The organism is Pseudothermotoga elfii DSM 9442 = NBRC 107921 (genome assembly GCF_000504085.1).
Classification (GTDB): domain Bacteria; phylum Thermotogota; class Thermotogae; order Thermotogales; family DSM-5069; genus Pseudothermotoga_B; species Pseudothermotoga_B elfii.
The window spans coordinates 20,932-43,722 of the sequence record NC_022792.1 but is presented as its reverse complement, the minus strand read 5'-3'; the positions used below and the strand labels follow the sequence as shown (position 1 = coordinate 43,722).

At 37.6% G+C, this 22,791-nt stretch carries 23 protein-coding genes; 11 read left to right on the top strand and 12 right to left on the bottom strand.

The features are described 5' to 3' along the window. The first annotated feature begins 27 nt into the window (after window positions 1-27). From TEL01S_RS00200 to TEL01S_RS00165, 8 genes are all read left to right on the top strand, one after another. Complete coding sequence (locus TEL01S_RS00200) at window positions 28-462, top strand: tripartite tricarboxylate transporter TctB family protein (RefSeq protein ID WP_012002092.1); 435 nt, start codon at window positions 28-30, stop codon at window positions 460-462. 12 nt (window positions 463-474) lie between these two features. Beyond that, entirely contained in the window at window positions 475-1,977 is a 1,503-nt protein-coding gene (locus TEL01S_RS00195) for a tripartite tricarboxylate transporter permease (RefSeq protein ID WP_028843586.1), read from the top strand. A 29-nt stretch (window positions 1,978-2,006) separates the two neighbouring features. Further along, the gene (locus tag TEL01S_RS00190; RefSeq protein ID WP_012002091.1) at window positions 2,007-2,666 is read left to right on the top strand and encodes a GntR family transcriptional regulator; all 660 of its coding nucleotides are present in this window, start codon (window positions 2,007-2,009) and stop codon (window positions 2,664-2,666) included. A 434-nt stretch (window positions 2,667-3,100) separates the two neighbouring features. Beyond that, a complete protein-coding gene (locus tag TEL01S_RS00185) occupies window positions 3,101-4,168 on the top strand; it encodes an ROK family transcriptional regulator (RefSeq protein WP_012002090.1) in 1,068 nt (355 codons plus the stop codon). Further along, entirely contained in the window at window positions 4,155-5,525 is a 1,371-nt protein-coding gene (locus TEL01S_RS00180) for a glycoside hydrolase family 3 N-terminal domain-containing protein (RefSeq protein ID WP_028843587.1), read from the top strand. Before TEL01S_RS00185 ends, TEL01S_RS00180 begins: the two co-directional genes overlap by 14 nt. A 2-nt stretch (window positions 5,526-5,527) precedes the next feature. Further along, window positions 5,528-6,742, top strand: coding sequence for a sugar ABC transporter substrate-binding protein (locus TEL01S_RS00175; RefSeq protein WP_012002088.1), 1,215 nt, complete (start codon window positions 5,528-5,530; stop codon window positions 6,740-6,742). A gap of 48 nt (window positions 6,743-6,790) precedes the next feature. Further along, the gene (locus TEL01S_RS00170; protein WP_012002087.1) at window positions 6,791-7,657 is read left to right on the top strand and encodes a carbohydrate ABC transporter permease; all 867 of its coding nucleotides are present in this window, start codon (window positions 6,791-6,793) and stop codon (window positions 7,655-7,657) included. Continuing rightward, entirely contained in the window at window positions 7,654-8,868 is a 1,215-nt protein-coding gene (locus tag TEL01S_RS00165) for a carbohydrate ABC transporter permease (protein WP_012002086.1), read from the top strand. Before TEL01S_RS00170 ends, TEL01S_RS00165 begins: the two co-directional genes overlap by 4 nt. A gap of 4 nt (window positions 8,869-8,872) precedes the next feature. Here TEL01S_RS00165 and TEL01S_RS00160 read toward each other — a convergent pair whose 3' ends face one another. Beyond that, window positions 8,873-9,976, bottom strand: coding sequence for an MFS transporter (locus TEL01S_RS00160; RefSeq protein ID WP_012002085.1), 1,104 nt, complete (start codon window positions 9,974-9,976; stop codon window positions 8,873-8,875). A gap of 90 nt (window positions 9,977-10,066) precedes the next feature. Between TEL01S_RS00160 and TEL01S_RS00155 the strand changes: the two genes are divergently transcribed. Continuing rightward, window positions 10,067-10,540, top strand: a complete 474-nt coding sequence (locus TEL01S_RS00155; RefSeq protein WP_012002084.1) for a flavodoxin domain-containing protein — start codon at window positions 10,067-10,069, stop codon at window positions 10,538-10,540. Here the strand turns inward: TEL01S_RS00155 and TEL01S_RS10995 are convergent. Then, window positions 10,537-10,701, bottom strand: a complete 165-nt coding sequence (locus TEL01S_RS10995) for a hypothetical protein (protein ID WP_154654498.1) — start codon at window positions 10,699-10,701, stop codon at window positions 10,537-10,539. The two genes, TEL01S_RS00155 and TEL01S_RS10995, sit on opposite strands and share 4 nt — an antisense overlap. A gap of 196 nt (window positions 10,702-10,897) precedes the next feature. Here TEL01S_RS10995 and TEL01S_RS00150 point away from each other — a divergent pair, with 196 nt between their 5' ends. Continuing rightward, window positions 10,898-12,142 carry a PKD domain-containing protein gene (locus TEL01S_RS00150; protein ID WP_012002083.1) on the top strand — a complete coding sequence of 415 codons (1,245 nt, stop codon included), beginning with the start codon at window positions 10,898-10,900 and terminating at the stop codon, window positions 12,140-12,142. 16 nt (window positions 12,143-12,158) lie between these two features. Here the strand turns inward: TEL01S_RS00150 and TEL01S_RS00145 are convergent, their stop codons facing one another. Both TEL01S_RS00145 and TEL01S_RS10640 read right to left on the bottom strand, forming a co-directional pair. Further along, complete coding sequence (locus tag TEL01S_RS00145; RefSeq protein ID WP_012002082.1) at window positions 12,159-12,644, bottom strand: adenosine-specific kinase; 486 nt, start codon at window positions 12,642-12,644, stop codon at window positions 12,159-12,161. Between the two features lie 34 nt (window positions 12,645-12,678). Further along, window positions 12,679-13,677 (bottom strand): HD-GYP domain-containing protein, encoded by a 999-nt coding sequence (locus TEL01S_RS10640; protein WP_012002081.1) that lies wholly within the window; start codon window positions 13,675-13,677, stop codon window positions 12,679-12,681. Window positions 13,678-14,056: 379 nt separating this feature from the next. Between TEL01S_RS10640 and TEL01S_RS00135 the strand changes: the two genes are divergently transcribed. After that, complete coding sequence (locus tag TEL01S_RS00135; protein WP_012002080.1) at window positions 14,057-14,887, top strand: tyrosine-type recombinase/integrase; 831 nt, start codon at window positions 14,057-14,059, stop codon at window positions 14,885-14,887. Window positions 14,888-14,890: 3 nt separating this feature from the next. On the opposite strand, the gene TEL01S_RS00130 is transcribed toward TEL01S_RS00135, so the two are convergent. The 8 genes from TEL01S_RS00130 to TEL01S_RS00100 all read right to left on the bottom strand — a co-directional run bounded on the left by TEL01S_RS00130 (window position 14,891) and on the right by TEL01S_RS00100 (window position 22,537). Continuing rightward, on the bottom strand, window positions 14,891-15,193 hold the full coding sequence (locus TEL01S_RS00130) for a dihydrodipicolinate synthase family protein (RefSeq protein ID WP_028843590.1): 303 nt from the start codon (window positions 15,191-15,193) through the stop codon (window positions 14,891-14,893). 419 nt (window positions 15,194-15,612) lie between these two features. After that, on the bottom strand, window positions 15,613-15,780 hold the full coding sequence (locus tag TEL01S_RS10990; protein WP_154654499.1) for a hypothetical protein: 168 nt from the start codon (window positions 15,778-15,780) through the stop codon (window positions 15,613-15,615). 141 nt (window positions 15,781-15,921) lie between these two features. After that, entirely contained in the window at window positions 15,922-17,205 is a 1,284-nt protein-coding gene (locus TEL01S_RS00125; protein WP_051366129.1) for a nickel-dependent lactate racemase family protein, read from the bottom strand. 24 nt (window positions 17,206-17,229) lie between these two features. Further along, window positions 17,230-18,528 carry a TRAP transporter large permease gene (locus tag TEL01S_RS00120; protein WP_028843591.1) on the bottom strand — a complete coding sequence of 433 codons (1,299 nt, stop codon included), beginning with the start codon at window positions 18,526-18,528 and terminating at the stop codon, window positions 17,230-17,232. Window positions 18,529-18,532: 4 nt separating this feature from the next. After that, window positions 18,533-19,000 (bottom strand): TRAP transporter small permease, encoded by a 468-nt coding sequence (locus tag TEL01S_RS00115; protein ID WP_028843592.1) that lies wholly within the window; start codon window positions 18,998-19,000, stop codon window positions 18,533-18,535. Between the two features lie 69 nt (window positions 19,001-19,069). After that, window positions 19,070-20,122, bottom strand: a complete 1,053-nt coding sequence (locus TEL01S_RS00110) for a TRAP transporter substrate-binding protein (RefSeq protein WP_051366127.1) — start codon at window positions 20,120-20,122, stop codon at window positions 19,070-19,072. 16 nt (window positions 20,123-20,138) lie between these two features. Then, window positions 20,139-21,068 (bottom strand): 4-hydroxy-tetrahydrodipicolinate synthase, encoded by a 930-nt coding sequence (gene dapA / locus TEL01S_RS00105; RefSeq protein WP_028843593.1) that lies wholly within the window; start codon window positions 21,066-21,068, stop codon window positions 20,139-20,141. 44 nt (window positions 21,069-21,112) lie between these two features. Further along, window positions 21,113-22,537, bottom strand: coding sequence for an L-fucose/L-arabinose isomerase family protein (locus TEL01S_RS00100; RefSeq protein WP_232504364.1), 1,425 nt, complete (start codon window positions 22,535-22,537; stop codon window positions 21,113-21,115). Window positions 22,538-22,791 lie beyond the last annotated feature (254 nt).

The window sequence follows — 22,791 nt, the reverse complement described above, 5'->3', positions numbered from 1 at the left end:
TCCCTGCAGGAATCTGGAGGGTCTATTATGAAACAAAGTTCTGAAAAAATATTGGCTATAGTGGTTTTAAGTTTTGGAGTCATGTACATAATCACAACATTGGGGTTGCCAAGAGCACCGGTGGGAAATCCTATGAGCCCGCTTTATTTTCCCATAGGTCTGGGGATTTTAATGAGTGTTTTAGGGTTTTTAATGCTTATTAGAACAGAGGGCAGTAAAGTAAGGAAAGAGGTACCAAAAAGAAGTTATTTTATGATACTTACGATTCTATGTGCCTGCTTTGCTTATGCTATGTTGTTCAAAATAATTGGGTTTGTGGCATCAACAATGCTGTTTTTGGTGGGTTTGTTGTTTTTACTCAACGGGTATAAGAAATGGTTGATAAATATTATCGTTGCAATTTCATACACGTTTGGTATATGGTATGTGTTTGAAAAAATTTTCATGATCAGCTTGCCATAGGTGGTGATCTGAATGGAGGCGTTGCAACACTTAATATATGGACTTGAAGTTGTTTTAAGACCATCAAATATGCTTTGGATAACCATTGGAAGTGTTCTTGGTACTATTCTGGGGATGGTTCCTGGCCTTGGACCAGCCACGGGTATAGCTTTGCTTTTGCCACTAACATTTGTGTTAAAGCCCGAGACAGCTCTAATAGCAATGGCTGCAATTTTCTTTGGTGCTATGTTTGGTGGATCACGAAGTTCAATCTTACTCAACATCCCGGGAGACGCATCAGCAGTTGCGACTTGTTTTGACGGATATCCTATGGCAATGAATGGCGAAGCTGAAGCTGCTCTTGCTATCTCAGCGATAGCTTCTTTTATAGGTGGCCTGCTTGCTGCAATTGGCTTTGTTTTTCTTGCTTTGCCACTTGCAAAAATTGCTTTAATGTTCGGGCCACCTGAGTATTTTGCACTTATGGTTTTAGCTTTGACTGCCACAGCCTCTCTATCGGAAGGCAAGGTTTTGAAGGGATTATTGTCGATGACAATAGGGTTGATGATATCGGTCATTGGGCTTGATCCCCAATCGGGTGTTTCCAGATTTACGTTCGGTGTTTTGGAACTTCAAGGAGGAATTGATTTCATAGTGGTAATTATGGGAGTTTATGGTTTGGGTGAGGTACTAAAAAATCTTGAAAAGATGGCTAAAAAAGAATCTAATAGATCCATCCAAAAAAAATTCAAGCGAATTTGGATTACAAAAGAGCAATGGAGAAGGAGTGTCGTACCAATATTGAGATCTGCACCTTTAGGATTCCTGATAGGAATACTACCCGGTGCAGGAGGAACTATAGCAGCCCTCATGTCTTATAACGTTGAAAAGAAACTCTCAAAAAATCCAGAAAAATTTGGTAAAGGAGCCATTGAAGGAGTTGCAGCGCCAGAATCGGCAAATAATGCTTGTTCTATAGGGGCTATGATACCAACTCTCACGCTGGGCATACCCGGGTCTGGTACAGCGGCAGTCATGCTTGGTGCACTCATGATCTATGGGCTTCAACCAGGGCCTCTTTTGTTTCAACAATATCCCGAAATTGGCTGGGGTATTATCGCAGCACTTTTTGTAGGAGACATTATATGCGCCGTGATCAATCTTCCTTTAGCAGGGCTACTTGTGAGAGTGCTTGCAGTACCTCCAAAAATACTGTATCCTTTGGTTGCTGCCCTGTGTTTCATAGGTGTGTATGCTGTCAATGTGAGTACAGTTGATTTTTATCTCCTAATAATATTTGGATTACTCGGATATGCCATGAGAAAATTTGAAATTCCAACTGCTCCATTGATTTTGGCAACTGTTGTAGGTGGAAAATTAGAGCAATCATTCAGGCAATCTTTGATGCTCTCTGACGGTGATTTCACAATATTTTTTCAATCTAAGATTTCTTTAGTTCTTATATTGTTGACGGTTTTTTCGCTGTTTTATCCGTTTATATCTAAGAAAATCAAATCAAAGCGCTTGGGAAAATAGTATAATCAGTGAACTGAGGAGGAATTGCTTTGACAGTTATAGGTAGAAAATCTTTGAAGGATGAAGTAGTAGAAAGAGTAAAAGAATACATACTGAAAGGGCGTTATTCACCGGGTCAAAAGATAGTAATCGATAGCCTTGCCAAGGACCTTGGCGTTAGCGTAACGCCAGTAAGAGAAGCATTAAATTATCTTGCGGCTGAAGGGCTTATTGATGTAGAACCTCATAAGGGTTTCTCAGTGAAAAAATGGAATAGAAAGGAAATCGAAGATCTGCTTTTATTGAGAATGTATCTGGAGAGATTAGCTGTGAGACTTTTTATAGAAAGAGGCTATGATGAAAACATATCAATTTTAGAGCAGATAGTGAAAGAAATGTCAATTGCAGCTGATTCCGAGAATTTGCAAAGATTGTTACAGCTCAATACAGATTTTCATAATGTTATAGTAATGGGATCTAAAAACGAGGAGCTCAGAAAGGTTATATCTGCTTTGCGAGATAAACTTTACAGAGTAAGGGTATTTTCGCTTTCCTATCCGGGGCGAATTAAACAGTCTTATCAAGAACATTTGCAAATATACAAAGCAATAAAGAGCAAAGATATAGAATTATCCGAGAAATTAATGGAGGAACATATAAAATGCGTAAGAGATGTTCTTATCAAGAGAGCCAGTGAAGGTTTGATTTAACTTGTGCCCTGCAAGAAGTCTTCATCCTGCAGAAAGTGAAGATGAGTTGCAGCAGACAAATATTTATTTTTGTATGCAATTACAAGCAATCAGCATGTGGACCACCTGAGACTATAAAGATAATGCCTTTACTATCGAATTTTCCAGTGGCAAGTTTGGTCGGTGAAGCAGGAAGCCACCGCTATAGGAGGAATGGTTCACAAAATTGAAATATGATGTGGTGCCAGCCATACAAGGCTGGCTTTTTTATTAAAGATATTTTTAGAAAAGTCACGATAAGACAAGATATTTTTTAAAAAATGGAGGTTTTTAGTTTAAAACAGTAAAAATTATTTTGTTATTCGAGAATTTTCCCATTTTACAGCTTTTGACTGAGAGTGATATTTATGATAAGTTAGTTGCAGTATGCAAGCAACTAACAAGAGGTGAAAAACATGCTGAACCATCTGCACCATCAAATACTATCTTGTCTCAAAAAAAATGGACCTATGACAGCTCAGGGCATTAGCGAAGAATTATCTGTAAATGAATCAACTATTTCAAGAAATTTGAGATATCTTCTTGAGTGCGGAATAGTTTTTGTAAAAGATCATCTGCCTGCTAAAAGTGCTGGTGGGAGAAAACCCCGACTACTTTGCTTGAATCCTGAGTGGCTCAAGCTACTTGGTATATCTGTAGAACAAGGAGAGATATGCTGGACAATCAGCGATTTTCTGGGAAGAGCTCTTTTTTTTAAAAGATTAATTACTAATATTGATAGAGAAAATTTTGAACAAGTTGTTTCCAAGGTTTTATTTGAAAATTCGTTTGATGTTGTGACAATAGCTATGCCGGGATTAATAAAATCTTCTGAGAATTTCATCGTGTTTTCTGAAGCACTTGGCATAGAAAATTATTCCCTGAATGGTATTTATCATGGTCCATTTTTGCTCTTTAACGATGCAAATGCTGCCGCAGCGTGTTATTTGAATTTTGCAAACAACCTGGTGTATTTACTGCTTTCAATCCCCTATGAACTTTCAAAGCCTGTCGGACTTGGAGCGGGCATGGTTATAAACGGGACGATTTATGAGGGTAGTAATGGGTCTGCTGGCGAGCTTGGAGAAGGTGTCCCGGTAATAAGAAAAACGCCTTTTACAGTTGAAGATCTTGAAAAAAACAGAAATCTTTTAACAGAACACGAGAATGATCTCGAAGCTTTTATAAAGCATATCTGCGATAAGGTTGCAACTGCGGTTAATTTAATTGACCCGGAGTTGTTTGTCCTTGGAGGGGATTTTCATCTACTTGGGGAGCGCGTTCTTTCAAAAGTAATAGATAAGATAGAAAGCCAGGTTACTGTGAAGAGGGTGAAAAAAATCAACTGGCAACTGGATATGAGTGGTTCTAAGACAGTTGCGCTTGGTTCTGTTTTGGCATTCTTAGAAAGGTTTTTCTACGATTATGAATTTGCGAAATACGTTTTTGAAAGCAAAGGGTGCGTTCAAAATGGGAAGATATGAGAAAGTTTTCTTTTGCGGTGTATCAAATTCAGATGATTTAAAAGTTGTTTTGAATTACGATATTGGTGGAGTTCTCCTTTATCCTTCGGTTTTCGAAGATCCATCTGAATTTGCTGAGATAATGTGCAATCTTGAGGGAAAAAAGTTGTTGGTTTCCACAGATCACGAAGGCGGTCAGCTTGAAATTTTGCCGTTCATCCCTCAATCTCCGGGTAATCTTCTCTTCGGACAAACAAATCCGGATTTTGTGTTCAAGTATTGTAATTTATCCGGAAAATTTATGAAAGAACTTGGAATAAATATGATCTTTGCGCCTGTATTGGATTTAAAGTTCCCGGAAACTAACCCTGTGATTGGTTACAGAAGCTATGGAAGCGATCCAAAAAAAGTTTCCGAGTTTGGATTATCTGCTATAAATGGTTATAAAGCAGCTGGTTTGCTTTCGTGTGCAAAACATTTTCCTGGCCATGGTAGAACTCGCCAGGATAGCCACCAGGAAATTGCTGTTGTCGATATTGATCGTGAAGAACTTGATAAGGACCTTTATCCGTTCAGGATAGCTGTTCAAAATGGTGTCGATTCTATAATGATGGCACATGTAATCTATTCAAAGATCGATGAAAAACCGGCCTCAATTTCAAGAAGATTCATAGACTCCATGCTCAGGAATGAGTTGCAGTATGATGGTTTGATCATAAGTGATGCTGTGGAAATGAAATCTCTTTCGCGGCATTACAGCCCTGAAGATATATTAGTGGATTTTTTTAGTTCAAGAGGAGATATGCTAATAATTTCTCGCCCCAGAACTTTGAGAATCTATGTTGAAATGCTTCATAAACTTATCAAAAATGGAAAACTTGAAAAAACATTTCTTGCCGAAAGTATGCAACGCATAGAAAAAATCTCTCCTGCTATTGAGGATAGTTATGGATTTATCCGCCATGCAATTGAAGAAGCGGTGGAATTTCATATTGAGCAATTGAGATCAGAACAAGCTGTATTGGTGCTTCCCGATTTGACATTTTACAGTGAGGCAGATGTATCTGAGAGCTATCTCGAATTTTTTAAGAAACAGGCAAAAAGGTTTTTAAAGGCAAAGATTATTCCTTTCAGTGGGATCAACAGTGTGTCTGGAAATGTTCTGATTATAGATCTTTTGATTGATGCTTCGGATAAAGAAATAGTTGCCCATAGAAAGTTGTCGGAAAATTTTGAAACAGTTCACATAATAACGAGAAATCCATTTCTGAAGACGTATTTCTGCGATAGAAATTATATCGTTACCTACTCCCTTTCTCCGATTGTTATGGGGTATGTTTTTAAAAAAATATCACGGTTTTTAAAAGGGGGTGTTTGAAGATGTTGAGAAAGTTTTTTATCTTTGTCATACTCGTCCTTGTAGTCATCAGCTTTGGAAAAACCAAACTTACATTCTGGCAATTTATGATGGATGATGCTCTGGCAAAAGAAGTCCTTTCCGGTTTTTCAAAGGAGTTTCCCGATATTGAAGTGGAAGTAGTTCAGCTTTCATGGTCGACTGGATTTGACAAGATAGTTACTGCAATCGCAGCCGGGGCTGCGCCGGATGTTGTGGAATTGGGAAATACATGGATAGCAAATTTTGCTTCAGAGGGGGTACTTTCGGAACTTCATCCGGAGGATCTTGAAAAATATAGGGATTTTCCGGGTATGAATAGTACTGAATACATGGGAAAATACTACGGCTATCCATGGTTGCTTGGAACACGCGCCATGTTCTACAATGTTGATCTTATGATGAAAGCAGGGCTTGATCCGGATCGGCCGCCGCAGACGTGGTCTGAATTGCTCGAGGCTGCCAGAAAAATTTCTGAATTGCCGGATGTTTACGGAATTGGTTTGCCTGCTGGAGAAGTATATAGCCCGTGGCAGGAATGGTTTTTGCTGGCTATATGGGGAAATGGTGGAAATGTTATTTCCAAGGATTTGAAAAAAGCTACTCTCAACTCTCAACAGAATAGAGATACGGCCAGATTTTATCAAGAACTTTCTAAGTACGCTTTGAAAAGCAAACAAAAAGATCTCGGTGATGCGTTTGGAGAAGGTCGGGTAGGTTTTTTAGTAAGTGGGGCCTGGTCAATAGGAACGCTTGCACAATCATATCCAAATTTAAATTATGGTGTATGTCTTATACCAAAACCTGATAAACCTGACGGAATTCATGCTTCATTTTTAGGAGGGGAAATACTCGCTGTGCCTTCTCAGACAAAAAATGTAGATGCTGCGAGAAAATTTATAAATTATCTTATGAGACCAGAGATAGCTATGATCATAACCAAACATTATCCAGGGGTCTATCCTGCTGATCCAAAGGCTTCTTCAGACCCATGGTTTGAGGACAATCCATTACACTTAGTCTTTTTTGAGCAATTGAAAACAGCTTTTCCTGTTCCGCCGACTCCTGCATGGCCAAAAATCGAGGATGTTCTGACGAATGTGGTAGATGATTTGATAATTTCCTACAAAGATGTCGATGAAGTTTTGAATTTCTACAACACGGAAATTCAGAGAATTCTCGATGAGGTGGGTATGTAGAAAAAAACAGGGAGCTCTGGCTCCCTGTTTTTGGTGGAGTGAAAAATTATGAAAAAAAGAGGCAGAATCACAATATTGTTCTTACTTCCGTGGATTGTCAGTTTCATTTTTTTCACGGCTTATCCATTGATTTTCTCGATTTTTGTCAGCTTCACAGATTATTCTGGACTAAACCCGGCTATGAAATTTATCGGATTGTCCAATTACACAAGAGCTTTTTCAGATAAGATTTTCCTCAAAGCTCTTCTTAATACATTTAGTTTTGTAATTATAACAGTTCCAATAACGACTGTTATTTCGTTATTTTTGGCTATTCTCCTGACAGGTGGAATAAGGCTTAAAAGAGTCTTTCAGGCGAGCTATTTTCTTCCATCTGTAATATCGATGGTAGTCATTTCTATGATCTGGTTGTACATATACAGTGCTACAGGTCCGCTTAATCTGTTGTTAAATGCTTTGGGGTTCAATTTTCCCGCAAGAAGCTGGCTTTCATCCTCGAAAACAGCACTTGGGTCAATAATGGTTATGGACATATGGTCTGCCATAGGGTATTATACAGTTTTGTTTGTTGCAGGCCTTCAAAGTATTCCCATTCAACTCTATGAAGCTGCAAGAATAGATGGCGCAACAAAATGGCAGATTGTGAAATCTATTACTCTACCACTTCTAAAATCAACAATACTTTTTGTCATATCAATAAACTCAATTCGTTCCTTTCAGATATTCACAGAAATATTCACTCTAACCGGCGGTGGCCCTGCGAACTCCACGCAAACTGTTGTTTATTATCTTTATGATACGTCGTTTCGCAAATTTGAGATGGGATATGGTTCGGCTATTGCGTATATCTTGTTTTTGATAATTATGTCGGTAACATTTATTCAAAGAAAGTTTTTGAAGGGTGAGCAATTATGAGATTTTTTATTTATGCGATTCTAATTATCTTTATGGTGTTATCGCTTTTCCCCACGTTTTTAATGTTTTTTACGGCTTTCGTTCCCGAAGGTGATTTGTTTAACAGGACAATTGAAAAGACCATCACAGATTTTGAGTTGCCGAAGGCAATTCTGCTGAGTAAGGTCAGACCTGTAAAAACGACTATAAATTTAATAAAAGAAGGTGAGAATAGTTTTTTGAGAATAGACGCTTCGAAGGATTTTTCCGGTATAGCACCATCGATGGGCTCTTCAGATATAAATAAAGTCAAATTCGTCGAATTGAGGTTAAGAAATGAAGAATCTATTCGTCTAAGAGTAGGCTTCAAAGATATAAAAGACAGGGTAGATTATTGTATAGTGAGGGATATCCCGGCATCCAGAGAATGGCAAAATCTCAGATTCGAAATTAAGCCAGGCGATCTTTCTCTGGATACATTTCACATTTCTCAGTTAAGAATTGAGACACTGGGAGATGGTTGGGTTGATATAGATGATGTAAAGCTTGTGAACAGATATCCCACATTCTATAATTTCGTTAAAGTTCTCAGGGATGATTACTTTGGAAGATATTTGCTCAACAGCGCTATTGTCTCGACGGGCTCTGTGGTGGGGAATTTGTTTTTCTGCTCAATGGTGGCCTATGCCTTTGCAAGGAAAAATTTCAGATTCAAAGAACTTCTTTTTTCTTTGATTCTCGGAACGATGATGATTCCACCGCAGGTAACGATCATTCCTACTTTCATATTGATGAAAAAACTTGGCTTCATAGATACTTACTGGGCTCTGATTTTGCCGAATCTGGTAACACCATTTGGCATTTTTCTTATGAGACAGTATATCGAACAGCTGCCAGTTGAATTGGATCAGGCTGCATTTGTAGATGGAGCAACCGATTTTCAGATTTTTCGCTATATCATATTACCTTTGAGTAAGCCAGCCCTTTCGGTACTTGGTATAAACACTTTTGTCTTGACCTGGAATGATGTTTTTTATCCACTAATTTTGACCACATCCCGAGAAATGCGGACTGTGCAGATAGGGCTCGCACTCTATCAAAAATTAAACGTTTTCACATGGCCGTCATTAATGGCGGCGTCTGCTATAGCAGGATTGCCTATAATTCTGATGTTTTTGATCTTTGAAAAGAGAATCATATCTGGTATCCTTGAAGGAGCAATAAAAAGCTGATTTTTCAAAGTTTTTTTATAAAATAAGAGGAATAAACGGCGCTTGTAACCAAGCAAATTGCGCCAAATGTTATGTACGTGTTTGAAATGCCTATGCTGTCGACTACAATGCCGCCCATCGTAGAACCAAGCAGCGGCCCCACTCCTTGAAGAGCTATCCAGAAAAGTGTTTGTGCTGATCTCAATGTTTGACCTTTTAAGGCTTCCCTCATGATGAAAATAGTTGAATAGTAAACCACAATAAATGTCCAGCCGTGAAGCATCTGGATTAAAACCATGCTTCCGGTGGACCAGCTCATAGGTACGAGAATAAGTCTTACACCAATTATCAAAATACCTGTAAGAAAGAGAAATTTACTCGAAATTTTCTTTCTGATTTTTTCTGCGGACATCAGAAAAGGGACTTCGCTCAATGCCATTAAAGACAAGGTTGTTCCAACAATTGACACATTGTAGTTTCTGTGTTTTACAAAAACCGGTAAAAAATTGCTGTTGAATAGATTAAAACCGATAGCAATTGTTACCATAATGAAGAGGAACAGAAAAGGCGAGGGTACTTTCCCAAATTTTCGATTTTTTTCGGCCTTTTCAGTTTTTATATTGATTTTTCGTATTAGCAAATTTATAAGTACAAAAATGACAGACAGGACAATGAAAAGCCATTCAAACCCCAATCTAACTAACTGGCCTATTAAAAATGCTGCTACTGCGTATCCAATAGAACCAAAGATTCTTATCTTGTTGTATGAAAAAGCATATTTTTCCGAAAGATCAATCATGGCTGATTCGACCAAAGGTAAAAATGAAGCTTGGAAAAATGCAAGCACAGCCATGAAAAGAAATTTCATGACGAATCCTTCTGATATATAAAGCAACCAGGAGGAAAGTACAGCGGATATTGAAAAAATCCTTATTATTTTTATCGTTGAAAATCTATCTACCAGAGAAAAGTATATGTAGTTTCCGTAGACAGCAGTTAACGGCATTAACGCCATCAAAAGACCTATCTGTGAAGGCGAAAAACCTGTTATAGTAAAATACTGGCTCATCAACGTTGAACACGCCATAATAGAATAGATAAGTGCCTCAAGAACGCATGAGTTTAACATTTCCAATCTCCTTTGTTTTTTTAATTATACTATAGACAGCTGGTTTTCCGGTAGTTGTGTCAGCGTATAATACAGTTGGTGGTGATGATTGTGAAAGTTTTGGTTGCTTATGACACTTACACGGGAACAACAGAAAAGTGCGCAAAAATCCTGGCAGAGAAATTTAAAGAGGCAAGAATTATTAATCTTGCGAAAGGTTATGGAGTGGTTCTGAATGAATATGATTGTGTGGTTGTTGGAAGCTACGTGCACGCTGGAAAAATAAGCAAGAGGGTTAAAAAATTCTGTGAAAAGAATATTGAAAATCTTAGGGGTAAAAAAATAGGTATATTTTTATGCATGCTGGGGGAAGAAAAAGATTTTGAAGAGTATGTTTCCAGAAATTTTTCGAGTCAGTTTCTTGATCTTGTAAAGGCAAAGGATTACTTTGGTGGAGAACTTAACTATGAAAGAATGAACTTTGTCTTCAGATTTATATTGAAACTGATTGTCAAAAACACCAAGCCAAAGCTTGGTGTAAGGGAAGAAAAGATAGAGAATTTTGCAAAGCAATTAATGGATTAGAGACGAGCTTTTGAACGATCTTTTCTCTGCTGGACCTCATTCTTATCAATATTGGAGCCCTCTATAACTTTGATATCTTTTGCCTTTTTCAACATTCTTTCTGTTTCAGCTTCTCTCAAAAGTTCATCTAAACGAGCCTTTGCGAGTAGATATTCTAACATGCTCCCACCTCCGAAAAAATTTTAGCATATACTTTGAAATTTGTCAAGTGTAATTTCATAAATATGAGTTTTTATTTTGATATATATGGAATAAGCCTGGAAATATCAAAAATAATTATAATTATATCAATAATATTTAGGTGAGATGGAGAAATATTTTTCGAAGGCTGGTGTAAAATGAAAAAGAGGTGGTTTTATGGGACGGTTTTCATCTTTCTGGACACTCATAATATTTGGGATATTTCTCATATTATTGGTTTTTGTTTCACCTTTAACGAGGCAATCGAGAGAAGATGTCGAGTGGTTGAAATTTATAGGCAGGACATCAAGGGATATAGCCTATGATATAGCAAGGTTAAATGATGGGTCATTTGTAATCGCTGGATGGACAGGATCAAAAGAAGATTTCGATCAGGATGTTTTACTGCTTGGAATGGACAAAGGTGGGAAATTGCTCTGGGAAAAGGAATTTGGTGGGACGGGAACTGATGGTGCGGTTTCACTAACGCCGGCTTCTGACGGAGGATTTGTAGTTCTTGCACTTAGCGATTCAGATTCTGGAGAGCTATTTGCACAGTTTGGAGAACAAGACGTCTGGCTTTTGAAGTTCGATAACAAAGGTACACTTCAATGGAAGAAATGTTACGGTACATATGGTTACGAGACGGCTTTTGATGTGATAGAAGATGAAGGATATATTTTTGCGGGCAGCATAAATATAGATGGTCAGGAAGATTTCTGGGTAGTAAAAGTTGATAAGTCTGGAGATGTTGTCTGGAGCAGAAATTTCGGTGGAACTGATTGGGATGCAGCTTTCAGCGTAGCAAAATCCAAGAATGGATATATAGTTGCTGGAATGTCAAAATCAGCTGATGGTGATGTCAAAATAAACCATGGTTCGGCGGATATGTGGATCGCAGAAATATCTACCGACGGAAGATTACTCTGGGAAAACGCTTTTGGAGGAAGTGAATGGGATCAGATAGTAGACTTAACAGCTGTCGAAGATGGGTATATCGCTGCTGGGGTCAGCTGGTCTGAAGAAATAGTTGGCAAGGAAAGAAAAGCAGATTTTGTGATGATCAAATTTGATATAAATGGCAAAGTTCAATTTTTCAGAACCTATGGTGGAAGCTCAGATGATATTGTTCAAAAGATATTAGTAACTGAAGATGGTTATGTTCTGGCTGGGACATCATGGTCTGATGATGGTGATGTTGCGGGTAAACATAAAGGTAGTGATTATTGGCTTATCAAGGTTGATAAAGATGGCGAGCTTATATGGCAAAAATGCTTTGGGGGCGACATGGACGAGGTTGCTTATGCGTTAGAAAATTCAAAGAGTGGTTTTTTGATAGGGGGCATTTCTTATTCTTACGCCGCTGGAATTGCGGGAAGATCTCATGGTGGTGGGGATGTATTTATTGTGAAGACAAAATAACTGGCCTGAAGGCCAGTTATTTCTTGTATTTTGTGACCTGTCTTAAAAAATTGTGTCTGAACTCTCTATCTTTTTCTGTTTCGACATCCTTGATTTTGTATCCATCTACCACACCAAGAACAGCTCTTCCTTGATCTGTTTCAGTTACAATTACCTGAAGTGGGTTTGCTGTAGCTGCGAAGATTCTGCAAACTTCCTGAACATTTTTGATTTGATTGAGTATGTTTATGGGGTAACCATCTTTGATAACAAGTACAAATAGATGCCCAGCACCTATATTTCTGGCATTTTCGATTGCTACATCAGTTAATTGCTGGTCATTGCCTTCATACCTTATCAGGCAAGGGCCACTTGCTTCATTAAAAGCCAGGCCAAATTTAATATTTGGGTTTGTTGTGACTATGACTTCATACAAATCTTCCACGGTCTTAATAAAATGTGAATGACCTATAATGACGTTAGCCCCTTCTGGAATTTTGACCTGTACAATCTCAAAATTCATGAAAAATCACCTCCTGTATCTCAGGAGAATTATACTATAACGGACTTTCAGAATGAGAGCTGTCTAATTTCAAGTTGCAGAAGAACTCGATATTGTCCATGAACAGATGAAAAATATAGGGATCATAATGAGCTTTTTCCTCTTCCATGACACGTAGAGCTTTTTCTAACGAATAAGCAGATCTATAGTATCTAACTGATGTTAACGCGTCAAAAACATCCGCAATCGCCACAATTCTTGCTTCCAGAGGAATCTGCTCGCCTTTTAATCCGTGAGGATATCCACTTCCATCAAACTTTTCGTGATGGTATAAACATACTTTCATACATGCTGACAACAATTCGTCTTCCGGATAAATTTTCGAAATTGTCGAGAAAAGTTCAGCTCCCCTCCTGGTGTGGCTTTTCATAGTATTGAACTCATCATATGTTAGCGAAGACGGTTTACAGAGAATCGATTCAGGAACAAGTATTTTTCCTATATCATGAAAAAGTGCCGCAATCCTCAAATTATCGTGAAATTGAAAATCAATCTTTTTGTTTTCCAGAAAGTAGAGATTTGCCAGGATAGAGGAAATAATTTTTACATTTTTCGAATGTTCGTAAGTGGGGAAGTTTTTATACTCAATGATTTTCATTGCGAACTCTGTAAAGGCCCTGAGATCTGTTGACTTTTTTTCTTTTTCAAGGGCAGATCTCAGAAAATCCTGAACTGTTTCTTTTTCAACAACACTATCTGCACCAGCCTTTAATGCTATGGTGGTTGTTTTAAGCCTGTCATCCGTAACAGCAAGAATATACGGATGTATGAAGGATATATCATTTCTTATTGCACGTATCAAAGGAAGAATATTGAATGGATAATCACAATATGTTATGAGAAGGTCATATTCACAGGGTGATTTTCGACAGATCCTGTAGGCATCTATGCAGTTTTCGCATATGTCAAGTAAACATTTTCCCTGAAGAAACTCTTGAATGCTTTTGAGTTTATTTCTGCTTTCCGCAACTATTAGTATTTTTTTCTGCTGCATCGTATCTCCTCCTGACATTTATATAGTTATAATGACAACTAACGAGAATGATGATTATTGATAGTACATTGAAGAAATCTAAGTTCAAAGTTACGACGAGGAAAGTTTTTATTCAAAAATAGTGCTGAAAAACTATAGAGTTTGCGATTGACACGATAATACAAAAAATGCGAAAATACACTTAGAAAAAGAAAAATCATTTGAATCTTTACTATCAATAATCATCATTATTTTGATTTATAAATTTTTCTCATTCTTAATATTACCTTTCACTTTTGTTTTAAAATATTATGCCTGCAATTGATTGAAACTACGTCCGATCGGTGATGAAAATGTCTCTCTTTAACGTATATCTACATAATTTAAGGAGGCCGGGATCATGAAAACAGATGTTGATTTACTCAAACGTTTTGAAGCCGTTCTTCGGAGTCAAAAATTGAGTTCAATGACCGTCAGAGCCTATATGTCCGCTGTGAGGAAATTTACACAGAGCATTGAAGAGCTCAATGTAGAAGAGATCCTCAAATGGGCTGAAACAACTGCAGAAGGTCGGAAGCCATCTACAGTGAATCTATATTACTGTGCTATAAGAAGATTTCTTGAGGAAGTTTCTCCAGAAATATTACTTGATTTAAGAAACAAACTTAAAGTTAAGGGAAGGTCTTCTACTATACCGAAAGCGCTTTCTGAAAGAGAGTTTCTAAAGTTATGGAACAAGGCTGTTAAGATATTTGATGAAGATTACAGGCAACTTCTTATTGTTGGCCTTGCAGGCTATGCAGGTTTGAGGGTTAGTGAGATCAGATCTTTAAAAGTAGGGCACATAAATCTTCGGGAAGATCATATATTGGTTAATGGAAAAGGAAGGAAAATGAGAATAGTTCCGATTCCTTCCAAACTTAAACCCTATATATTCAAGATAGTTCCTAAATTGAAAGAAGAAGAACCTCTCTTGAAAAATCTTTCCGGCAAACCAATAACTTCCCATGGTATTTCATATCTGCTCAAAAATCTTGCAAAGAAAACTGGAATTAAACATATATCACCGCATGTTTTAAGGCACACCGCTGCGACGAATCTTTTGAAGAAAGGTGTAAATCTCAAAATTGTCCAGGAATTTCTTGGGCACTCGAGTCTGGCGACCACGGAAAGGTATCTGAGAGTGACTATCAACGATATGAAAGAAAATTTGAGAAAAGCAGGTTATTGAAAATCAAAAGGTTAATTTTACCTCCTCAAGAACGGTTTCAATTGAGATCTTCAATTTCTGAAGCTCGGTTTCATTAAGAATTTTAAGAGGTGATCTGCATCCGCCTGCGTTGATTCCTCGCCAGCTCAAAACTGTTTTCAATATAGGAATACTTGCTCCATCTCCCAAGGCAAGTGAAAGTTTTGTAAGTTTTCTCTGAGTTTGCCTTGCTCCTTCGATATCACCTTTTTTGAACTGCTCATACAGCCTTACAAAAAACTCGGGGAAAACTGCTGCAGGACCTGAAACACACCCCTTTGCACCCATTTGAGTAGCATAAGATTATTGTATGAGATTTGGGCGGTTCACCCGCAGCATTAAAGGTCGTTATTTTGTTTCACAGAATTTCAACTACTTTTCGAATTTCTCAATACAAAAAGCACCGCCCTTTAAGGCGGCTAATTTTATTGATCAACTTTATCGATGTTTCCAAAAATATATCGAGTTGTGAAACAAGTCTTAATTCGGTTTCTTTTGCGATTGCTTTGTAGCGGGTTAAAACTATCTCTTCGTTAGATCTCCAACAATACAACAGACTGATCATCATTCCACCGAGTCCAGTCCAGTTTTTTCTGTACAATGAACCAACTTTATGACCGTTGTTCGTGTATCGGCACAGTCACATCCACCAGTTGCAGGAACTTCGTCTCTTGCTTTTCCTGCTTTCTCTTTGACTATTTCGAATATTATCTTTTCTCTTCATCTGTGAGCATTACCGCACATTCTTGAATACTTCCAACAGACACCAAAAAACCAGTACTGTTTCTTACATTGATATCAATCAAAAATTGGGTAAGTTTTTTCAATCCTTTTATTTTTTCTTTCAATTTCTCTGATCTTATGATCTTTTTCACTCTTCATATCTTTTTCACTCTTCATTTTATGAAATGAAATAATTTTTTTCGTTTATCGTACCATGATTGTAGCGCAAAATCGCGCAGAAATACAATCAAAAGGATTTGTTAAAGAACAGAAAATGAAAGACGCTTCAACATTTATTCCAGATTGGGTATCAGAAAGTCTGGATTTTTTATCACAGCGACATTTATCTTTTCATTTTCAGCGATAAAATTATCGATTGCTTCCTGAGTCGAGTTGAAGCATGTTATTCCAAAGTTTTTTAATTTGTCTTTTAACAGTGTGTTCGATGTGATAACAATTAGGCGTGCTCTGAGTAAAAACGATGCCAGGAATTGAGCTGCCCATTGTTCTGGTAATGGAGAAGAGGCTTTTAGATACTTTAAAACTTTCTTTGGATCTCGATATGTCGTAAAAAGTTCTTCAATGATATCACTTCCCATGCCTTCTTTACATTGCGCAAATAAAATTATGATTCCGTTTTCTTTAAGTACTGGCTTAGGAGTTGTGAGAACAACATTACAACCAAAGAGTGCTTGATAAAAGTTTATAGAACCGGGGTACCCCCCTTCAACTACAACCAAATCCATGGGCTCTTTCAAAAAAACTTCTGCCATTTTTTTAAAGGCTTCTACTCCTTTACGATGCGCACCAATGACATCACCAGCTACAACGTCAATGATCTGATTTTTATCATTCAAGACAACATTGATGATAAAAACAGGCAATTTCTTTGCAGCCTCTTCCATATCTTGTCTAACCATGCTCTTTTCTGCATCGCCCAAAATACCATTGGGATATTCTATAAACTCAAAACGATGATTTGAAAGCACGGTTTTTTCGTTTGATATACCTGGGAGTATACTTTTCGCGCCACCAGTGAATCCAGCGAAGGAATGTGATTTAATCATTCCAATAGTTACAATTAAATCAGCTGAAGTTACTCTTTTGTTGAAAAACAAAGGTGTACCCTTGGATGTTTCTCCAAAGTACTGATATTGATCATTTTTTGTGTCATTATCGTGAACTTCGAATTTTTCAAGAATTTCCATTCCAAATATTTTCTTTTTTTCTTCCAATGTTGTTAAGCGGTGTAATCCATTTGCTATTTGCATTACTATGTTCTTTTTCTTTACCCTGATTTTTTCTAATTTTTTCAATAAAATTTTCAAGATGAACTTTGTTGGTGTTTGACGAGTTGCGTCATCGACAACAATTGAAACCCTTGAATCTTCACTTAGCAATAATTCCAAAGATTTGGAGTCCACAGGCATATTGAGCATTTTTTCTACTACATCCCTTGGATTTTCCACTGGGCGAGAGGCACTTTCTTTAGGAATTAGAATTGCTTTCAAATTTTCTGAGTGTATAAAAACCTTTTCTTCAAAATCACCAGAAAAAAGTTCAACAATTTTGAACATAATAGATCTCCTCTCGAACTCAAATTACTCGACTACCCCAAATAATCTTGGAAGAAATAATACGGTCTCCGGAATGTATGTTACCAAGAACAAGATTATAATTGAAGCTATTATAAAAGGAATCATTTCCTTCGAAATTTTACCGATGGATAATCCGCTCACAGCGGCACCTGTAAACAATGCAGCTCCATATGGAGGTGTCATGAGTCCTATGATCAGATTGAATCCCATTATCACCCCAAAATGAACGGGATTCAATCCATAGTGATTAATGGCAATCGGCAAAAAGGTTGGTGCAAGGACTAGCAGTGCAGGCATAGCATCCATGACCATACCAAAAAGAAGCAAGAAGATATTCACAAACAACAAGAAGAAAAATTTATTTTCTCCAATTGTTGACAGAAGAAAATTTGTGAGAACTTCGGGTACTTTTTCTATAGCCAAGATTCTTGCGAATACACTGGAAGTTCCTGTGAGCATTAGAATAGCAGCTGAAGTTATCATAGCGCTTTTCAAATATTTTAGAACATCTTTTCCTAATTTTCCTTTTTTGATCACCAGTGATAATACTAAGCCATAAAGCACGGCGATTCCAGAAGCTTCTGTAGGTGTGAACATGCCGCTTAATATACCGCCCAATATAATAAAAGGCATAATCAAAAATGGTGTTCCACCAAACAGAATTTTGATCTTTCTACCAAAAGTTACATTAAGTAAATATCTGGGGAAATTTTTTTTCTTGGCTATGATAGCAATGATTATTATTTGCGAGATACCAACAAGAATACCTGGTATAGCGCCTCCCAACAATAATCCACCAATTGAAACACCTGTGATCGCACCTAAAAGTACCATTATTATACTTGGCGGAATCAACGGACCCTGAATAGAAGAGCTCACAGTCAAAGCAACTGAAAACGGCTTATCATATCCAGCTTCTACCATTGAATCCATTATTAGTCTTCCTATGCCACCAACATCAGCAATAGCGGAACCAGAAACCCCTCCAAAGAGCATACTTGCCAAAACGTTGACATAAGCTAAACCACCTCGATATTTTCCAACTAAAACATTTGAGAATTCAGCTATTTTGTTTATGGTGCCGGAGTATACCATCAGCTCCCCTGCTAAGATGAAAAATGGAATTGCCAAAAGAGTAAAAGCATCCAAACCCGTGAAAAAAGTATGGACGACTAAATAAAGGGGGTCACCTTTAACCAAGAAGTACACAATTGAACTCAAAAGCATAGTGAAAGACAGAGGCATTCCCATGATCGTAAAAAATGCGAAAGATAAAATTACGACTAAAAGTGCTGTGGACATAAGTTTATCCCCCTTTGTTTTTGACTATATATTTGAAAATTATTTGTATCTCCATGAGAACACCACCTATTGGCAATGCAAGATAAATGTAGAAAAATGGTATTCTCAAAGCAGGAGTTTTCATTATCAAAGCATCTACTGCCATCGAAAATCCTTCTTTTATTACCACAATGTATGAAAAGAAAATTAAGATATCTACTATAAACAGCCAATTTTTACGAATCTTTGATGGCATTTTCTCCAAAACTATGAGAAGATTGGGATGACGATTTTCACGAAATACCAATCCGCAGGATAAAGTAACCATGTAAAACATAAGATAGCGAGTCAATTCCGCCGTCCAAAAGACAGGATTGACAAGAACATATCTATTTAAAATGCCGAATATTGTTATTGCAAACATAGCTATTAATAGAATAACCCCAGTATATTCAGTTATTTTTCTCAAAAGAGAGTCTATTTTCTTTAACATATAGGTGTCCTCCCTTATCCTGATTTTCCAAACATCACGGGGATTCCCCGTGATGTTTGGAATTCAGAGTTATTTACCCAGGGAAGTTGCTTCAGTAACTATTTGTTGTCTGGCTTCATCGACAATCTTAAGAAATTCATCCACAAGATCTTTACCTAATTTTTCAACGAGATATTCCTTAACATAAGATTGGGTTTTCTCTTTCCACAATTCTATTTCTTTAGTGGTTGGAACATACACTTCCATTTTCTTTTTCAATTCATCCAGCTTGACATCGGAAACAAGTTGGCCTATTCCTGAATAAACTAACCAAGCAGTCTTTTCGCCTTCTACAAGTGCCGCTTTTAAATCGCTTGGTAATGACTGGAACCATTCTTCATTAATTATGGTAGCTCCTATTCCCATGAGATGGCCTGTTAAAGTTAGATACTTTTGAACCTGATAATACTTTTGAGCCAAAATATTAGATATCGTGTTTTCTGCACCGTCCACTACTTTTGTTTGTAAAGCTGTGTAAAGTTCTAACATTGGCATTGGAGTTGGCGTGCCCCCAGCAGCTTCGATTAATTTCATGTGAGGGACTATTTCCATCGTTCTTATTTTCAAACCTTTCAAATCGCTCGGAACTTTAATTGGTCGTCTGCTATTGAATATATGTCTGAATCCAAATGGTTGAAGTGAAAGTATCCTAATCCCTGTCTTTTTAGCACAATCTTCAATAAGATTTTTCATAAAGTCGCTATTTACAACCAATCTAACGTGTTCATATGAAGTAAATAAAAACGGCATATCAACCAGTTCCAGTGGTGGATAATATGCTGAAGCCAGAACACCCGAACTGATATTACAAGCTTCTATGGTACCTTTTCTAACCTGTTCGACAGATGATCGTTGATCACCAAGTTGACCAGCTGGATAAAGTTCGACCTTTATTCTCCCGCCAGAAAGTCTTTCTACTTCACTTTTTAAAGTAACTGCGTATGCACTCGTTGGATTGCTGTAAGGATCAGGTGGATCGATCCAACCGAATTTCATTACATAGACTTTCTCAGCCAAAACTGTTAAGGAACCGAAAACCAAAATAATCATAACCATCAACAGAAAAAATGGAAACCTTTTCATCCATGATCCCTCCCCTTTAACTTAATTTCTGATACTCTTTTCTTGCGATTTTCAAGGCTTTACTTATGAACTCTCTATCTTCCTTTGTATAAGTTAGAAGCGGTGGTCTCGCTGTTGAAACGCGGAGACCACTTACCACCTCCAATGCCATTTTCACACCTGGTGTTGGATTAACTCGACTATCTGATACACCGAAGAAACTCTTGAATACATCGTACAATATTTCGAATAGCTTCCTCGATCTTTCCACTTTTCCTGATAGAAACGAATCTATCAGGTCTCTTATCATATCTCCCACCACGTGTGCTCCTCCACTAACCACTCCTATTCCACCTTGCTGAATAACTTGCAAAATCATTATGTCATCCCCGGAATAGACCGTTAATTTGCCTCCAGATTTTTTTATAAACTCCATTGTTTGTAGAGGATTGATCCCTGCTTCGTCTTTCACAGCAACTATGTTTTCTATCTCTGAAAGTCTTGCTGCCGTCTCAGGAGAAATACTTTCATTTACGAACAATGGTATGTTGTATATTATTATCGGTAGCGATGTATTCTCTGCTATCTCTTTAAAATGTTGATATATCCCTTCTTGCGTTGGATGACAATAATATGGCACAATCACCATTGCAGCTTTGTATCCAAGTCTCTCTGCTTCTTTTGTTAACTTGATGGCTTCTTTTGTGTACACGGCACCCGTGCCTGCTATCAATGGAACTTCGTTTCCCATCTCATCCTTGATCTCCTCGAACAGTTTTACTCTCTCGTCGAAAGAAAGGGAATGAAATTCGCCCGTTGTACCACTGACAATGATTGAATCACAGTATTTGTTATCGATTATGTATCTTGCCACTTTCCTGGCCGTTTGATAATCGACAGAGTAATCCTCATTGAAAGGTGTAATCATAGGAACCAAGATCCTGCCGAATTCTTTTACTAAATCCATAGTGCATACCTCCTTATTAAAAAATATTTGAACCAACATATGATTTATGCGTAGATGACACATTTGATTCCTGATATATCGCAGAAATGCTTTAATTCTTCCACGTAATCTCCATACACTCCATGAATATGGTTAGAACTATAAGTTGCCAGAAAATCATCTGCTGAGATTTTGAGTTTTGCAAAAGCATGAGGCCATTCAATCTGTGTATTTCTTGCCTTCTCTTCGTTTTTTTGCTCACCAAAATCAAGAAATTCTCCTTTTATAACAGTCATCACATACTCGCCGTTTTTTCTCGTGAGGCGAGCCAGAGTTACTTCCCCAGGTGCTGCGATGTGTCTTATAGAAGCTCCACCTGCTGGAAAATAGAAACTTTCTGGATAGAGCTCCACTTTTGCAAGATTCACGGCGGGATCATAAGATTTTGCCGCAAAAAAAGTGGCGTGTTCTCCAGAGTTACACAGATCAAAGAAATCATCCTGTTCATCATAGTGGCGAAGATCAGCAAAAAGCACGGGCTGGTTGGATATAAGCTTCAATATTTGCATTGTTAAAGCACCATCTGAATCAGCTTCAGTTGCACATACGATTGGTTCCTTTGGGCCATCGAAATCGTACGGATCGTTCATAAAGGCTTCTGTGAGATCCATGGTGACAAAATGCTCTGTCAATTCTGGCTGAGCTTTTATACCTGTAAAATCAAGTTCGAATTCTTCACAGATCTTTTTGACAGCGTAATAACTCTTGATCTGCAGTTCGAGCTTTTCTGGTGTGAGCTGTTTGCCATCGTAGTGGATCTTTCTTGTTAATTTTTCAAGCCACTCTCTTGCACTTTTTGCGGCTTGATCTGGTATTTTTTTACTTTTTTCAATGATTTCAAGTTGATCTATGTGCTCTATGTCTATTCCAAAGAGCTTGTTCCATAAATCCACATTTGGAACAGCTGTGTACATGCCCATCGACCTTCCGCCAAAAAGACCATATCTTTGACCTCTAAGCATGTTTCTTGCAGTCGCGGCCCTTACAAAAGCAAGGACTTTTCTCAGAACATCTTTTTGTTTTATATCTCCCCAGACTCTGTAAGTCTGAGTACCATCTTGATCGAGTGCGCCTGCTGCGGCAAGCATTCCCACCATGCCCGGGTATTTTGGATTAATATTTCCGAAGAGTAAAAATGGTGGTGGAGCGAATTTACTTGCAATCACGCTGAAATGCGGAAAGGCCCAGACCGCATAATTGAAAATAGTCATTTGTGCTCCACTATTATTTAGAAAAACAGCTTCTTCTCTGGCTACAGAGGGTTTATTTACAATCTTATTTGACCTTATTACCTGTATTTCTCCGGTAGATTCAAGAGCCTCAACAAGTTTTTGCTCAAAAGCTTTGTTGATATTTATAAGGTCTTTGTGAACATATTCTCTGCCATCGGAAAAGGTCATGAGCCCAACTTTTCTTTTCAAAAGTAACACTCCTTTCTATATAAAGTAACGCATTCGTTTGCGATAATCTGAAAATAGAATAAAACAGAAAAATGTTATAGTCAAATATGAAAAAATGATGCAAAAAAGTGAAACAAGGAGAATTTCCACTATAATATCCTCAGAACGGTAAAAAATCATTGATTTTCAGAATTGATCACTTATGCAAGTCATGTAAAATAAATTGTGCGCGAAGACGCGAAGAAAAGAGGAGTGTAAGAGTCAACTGCCCACTATAGAAAGCG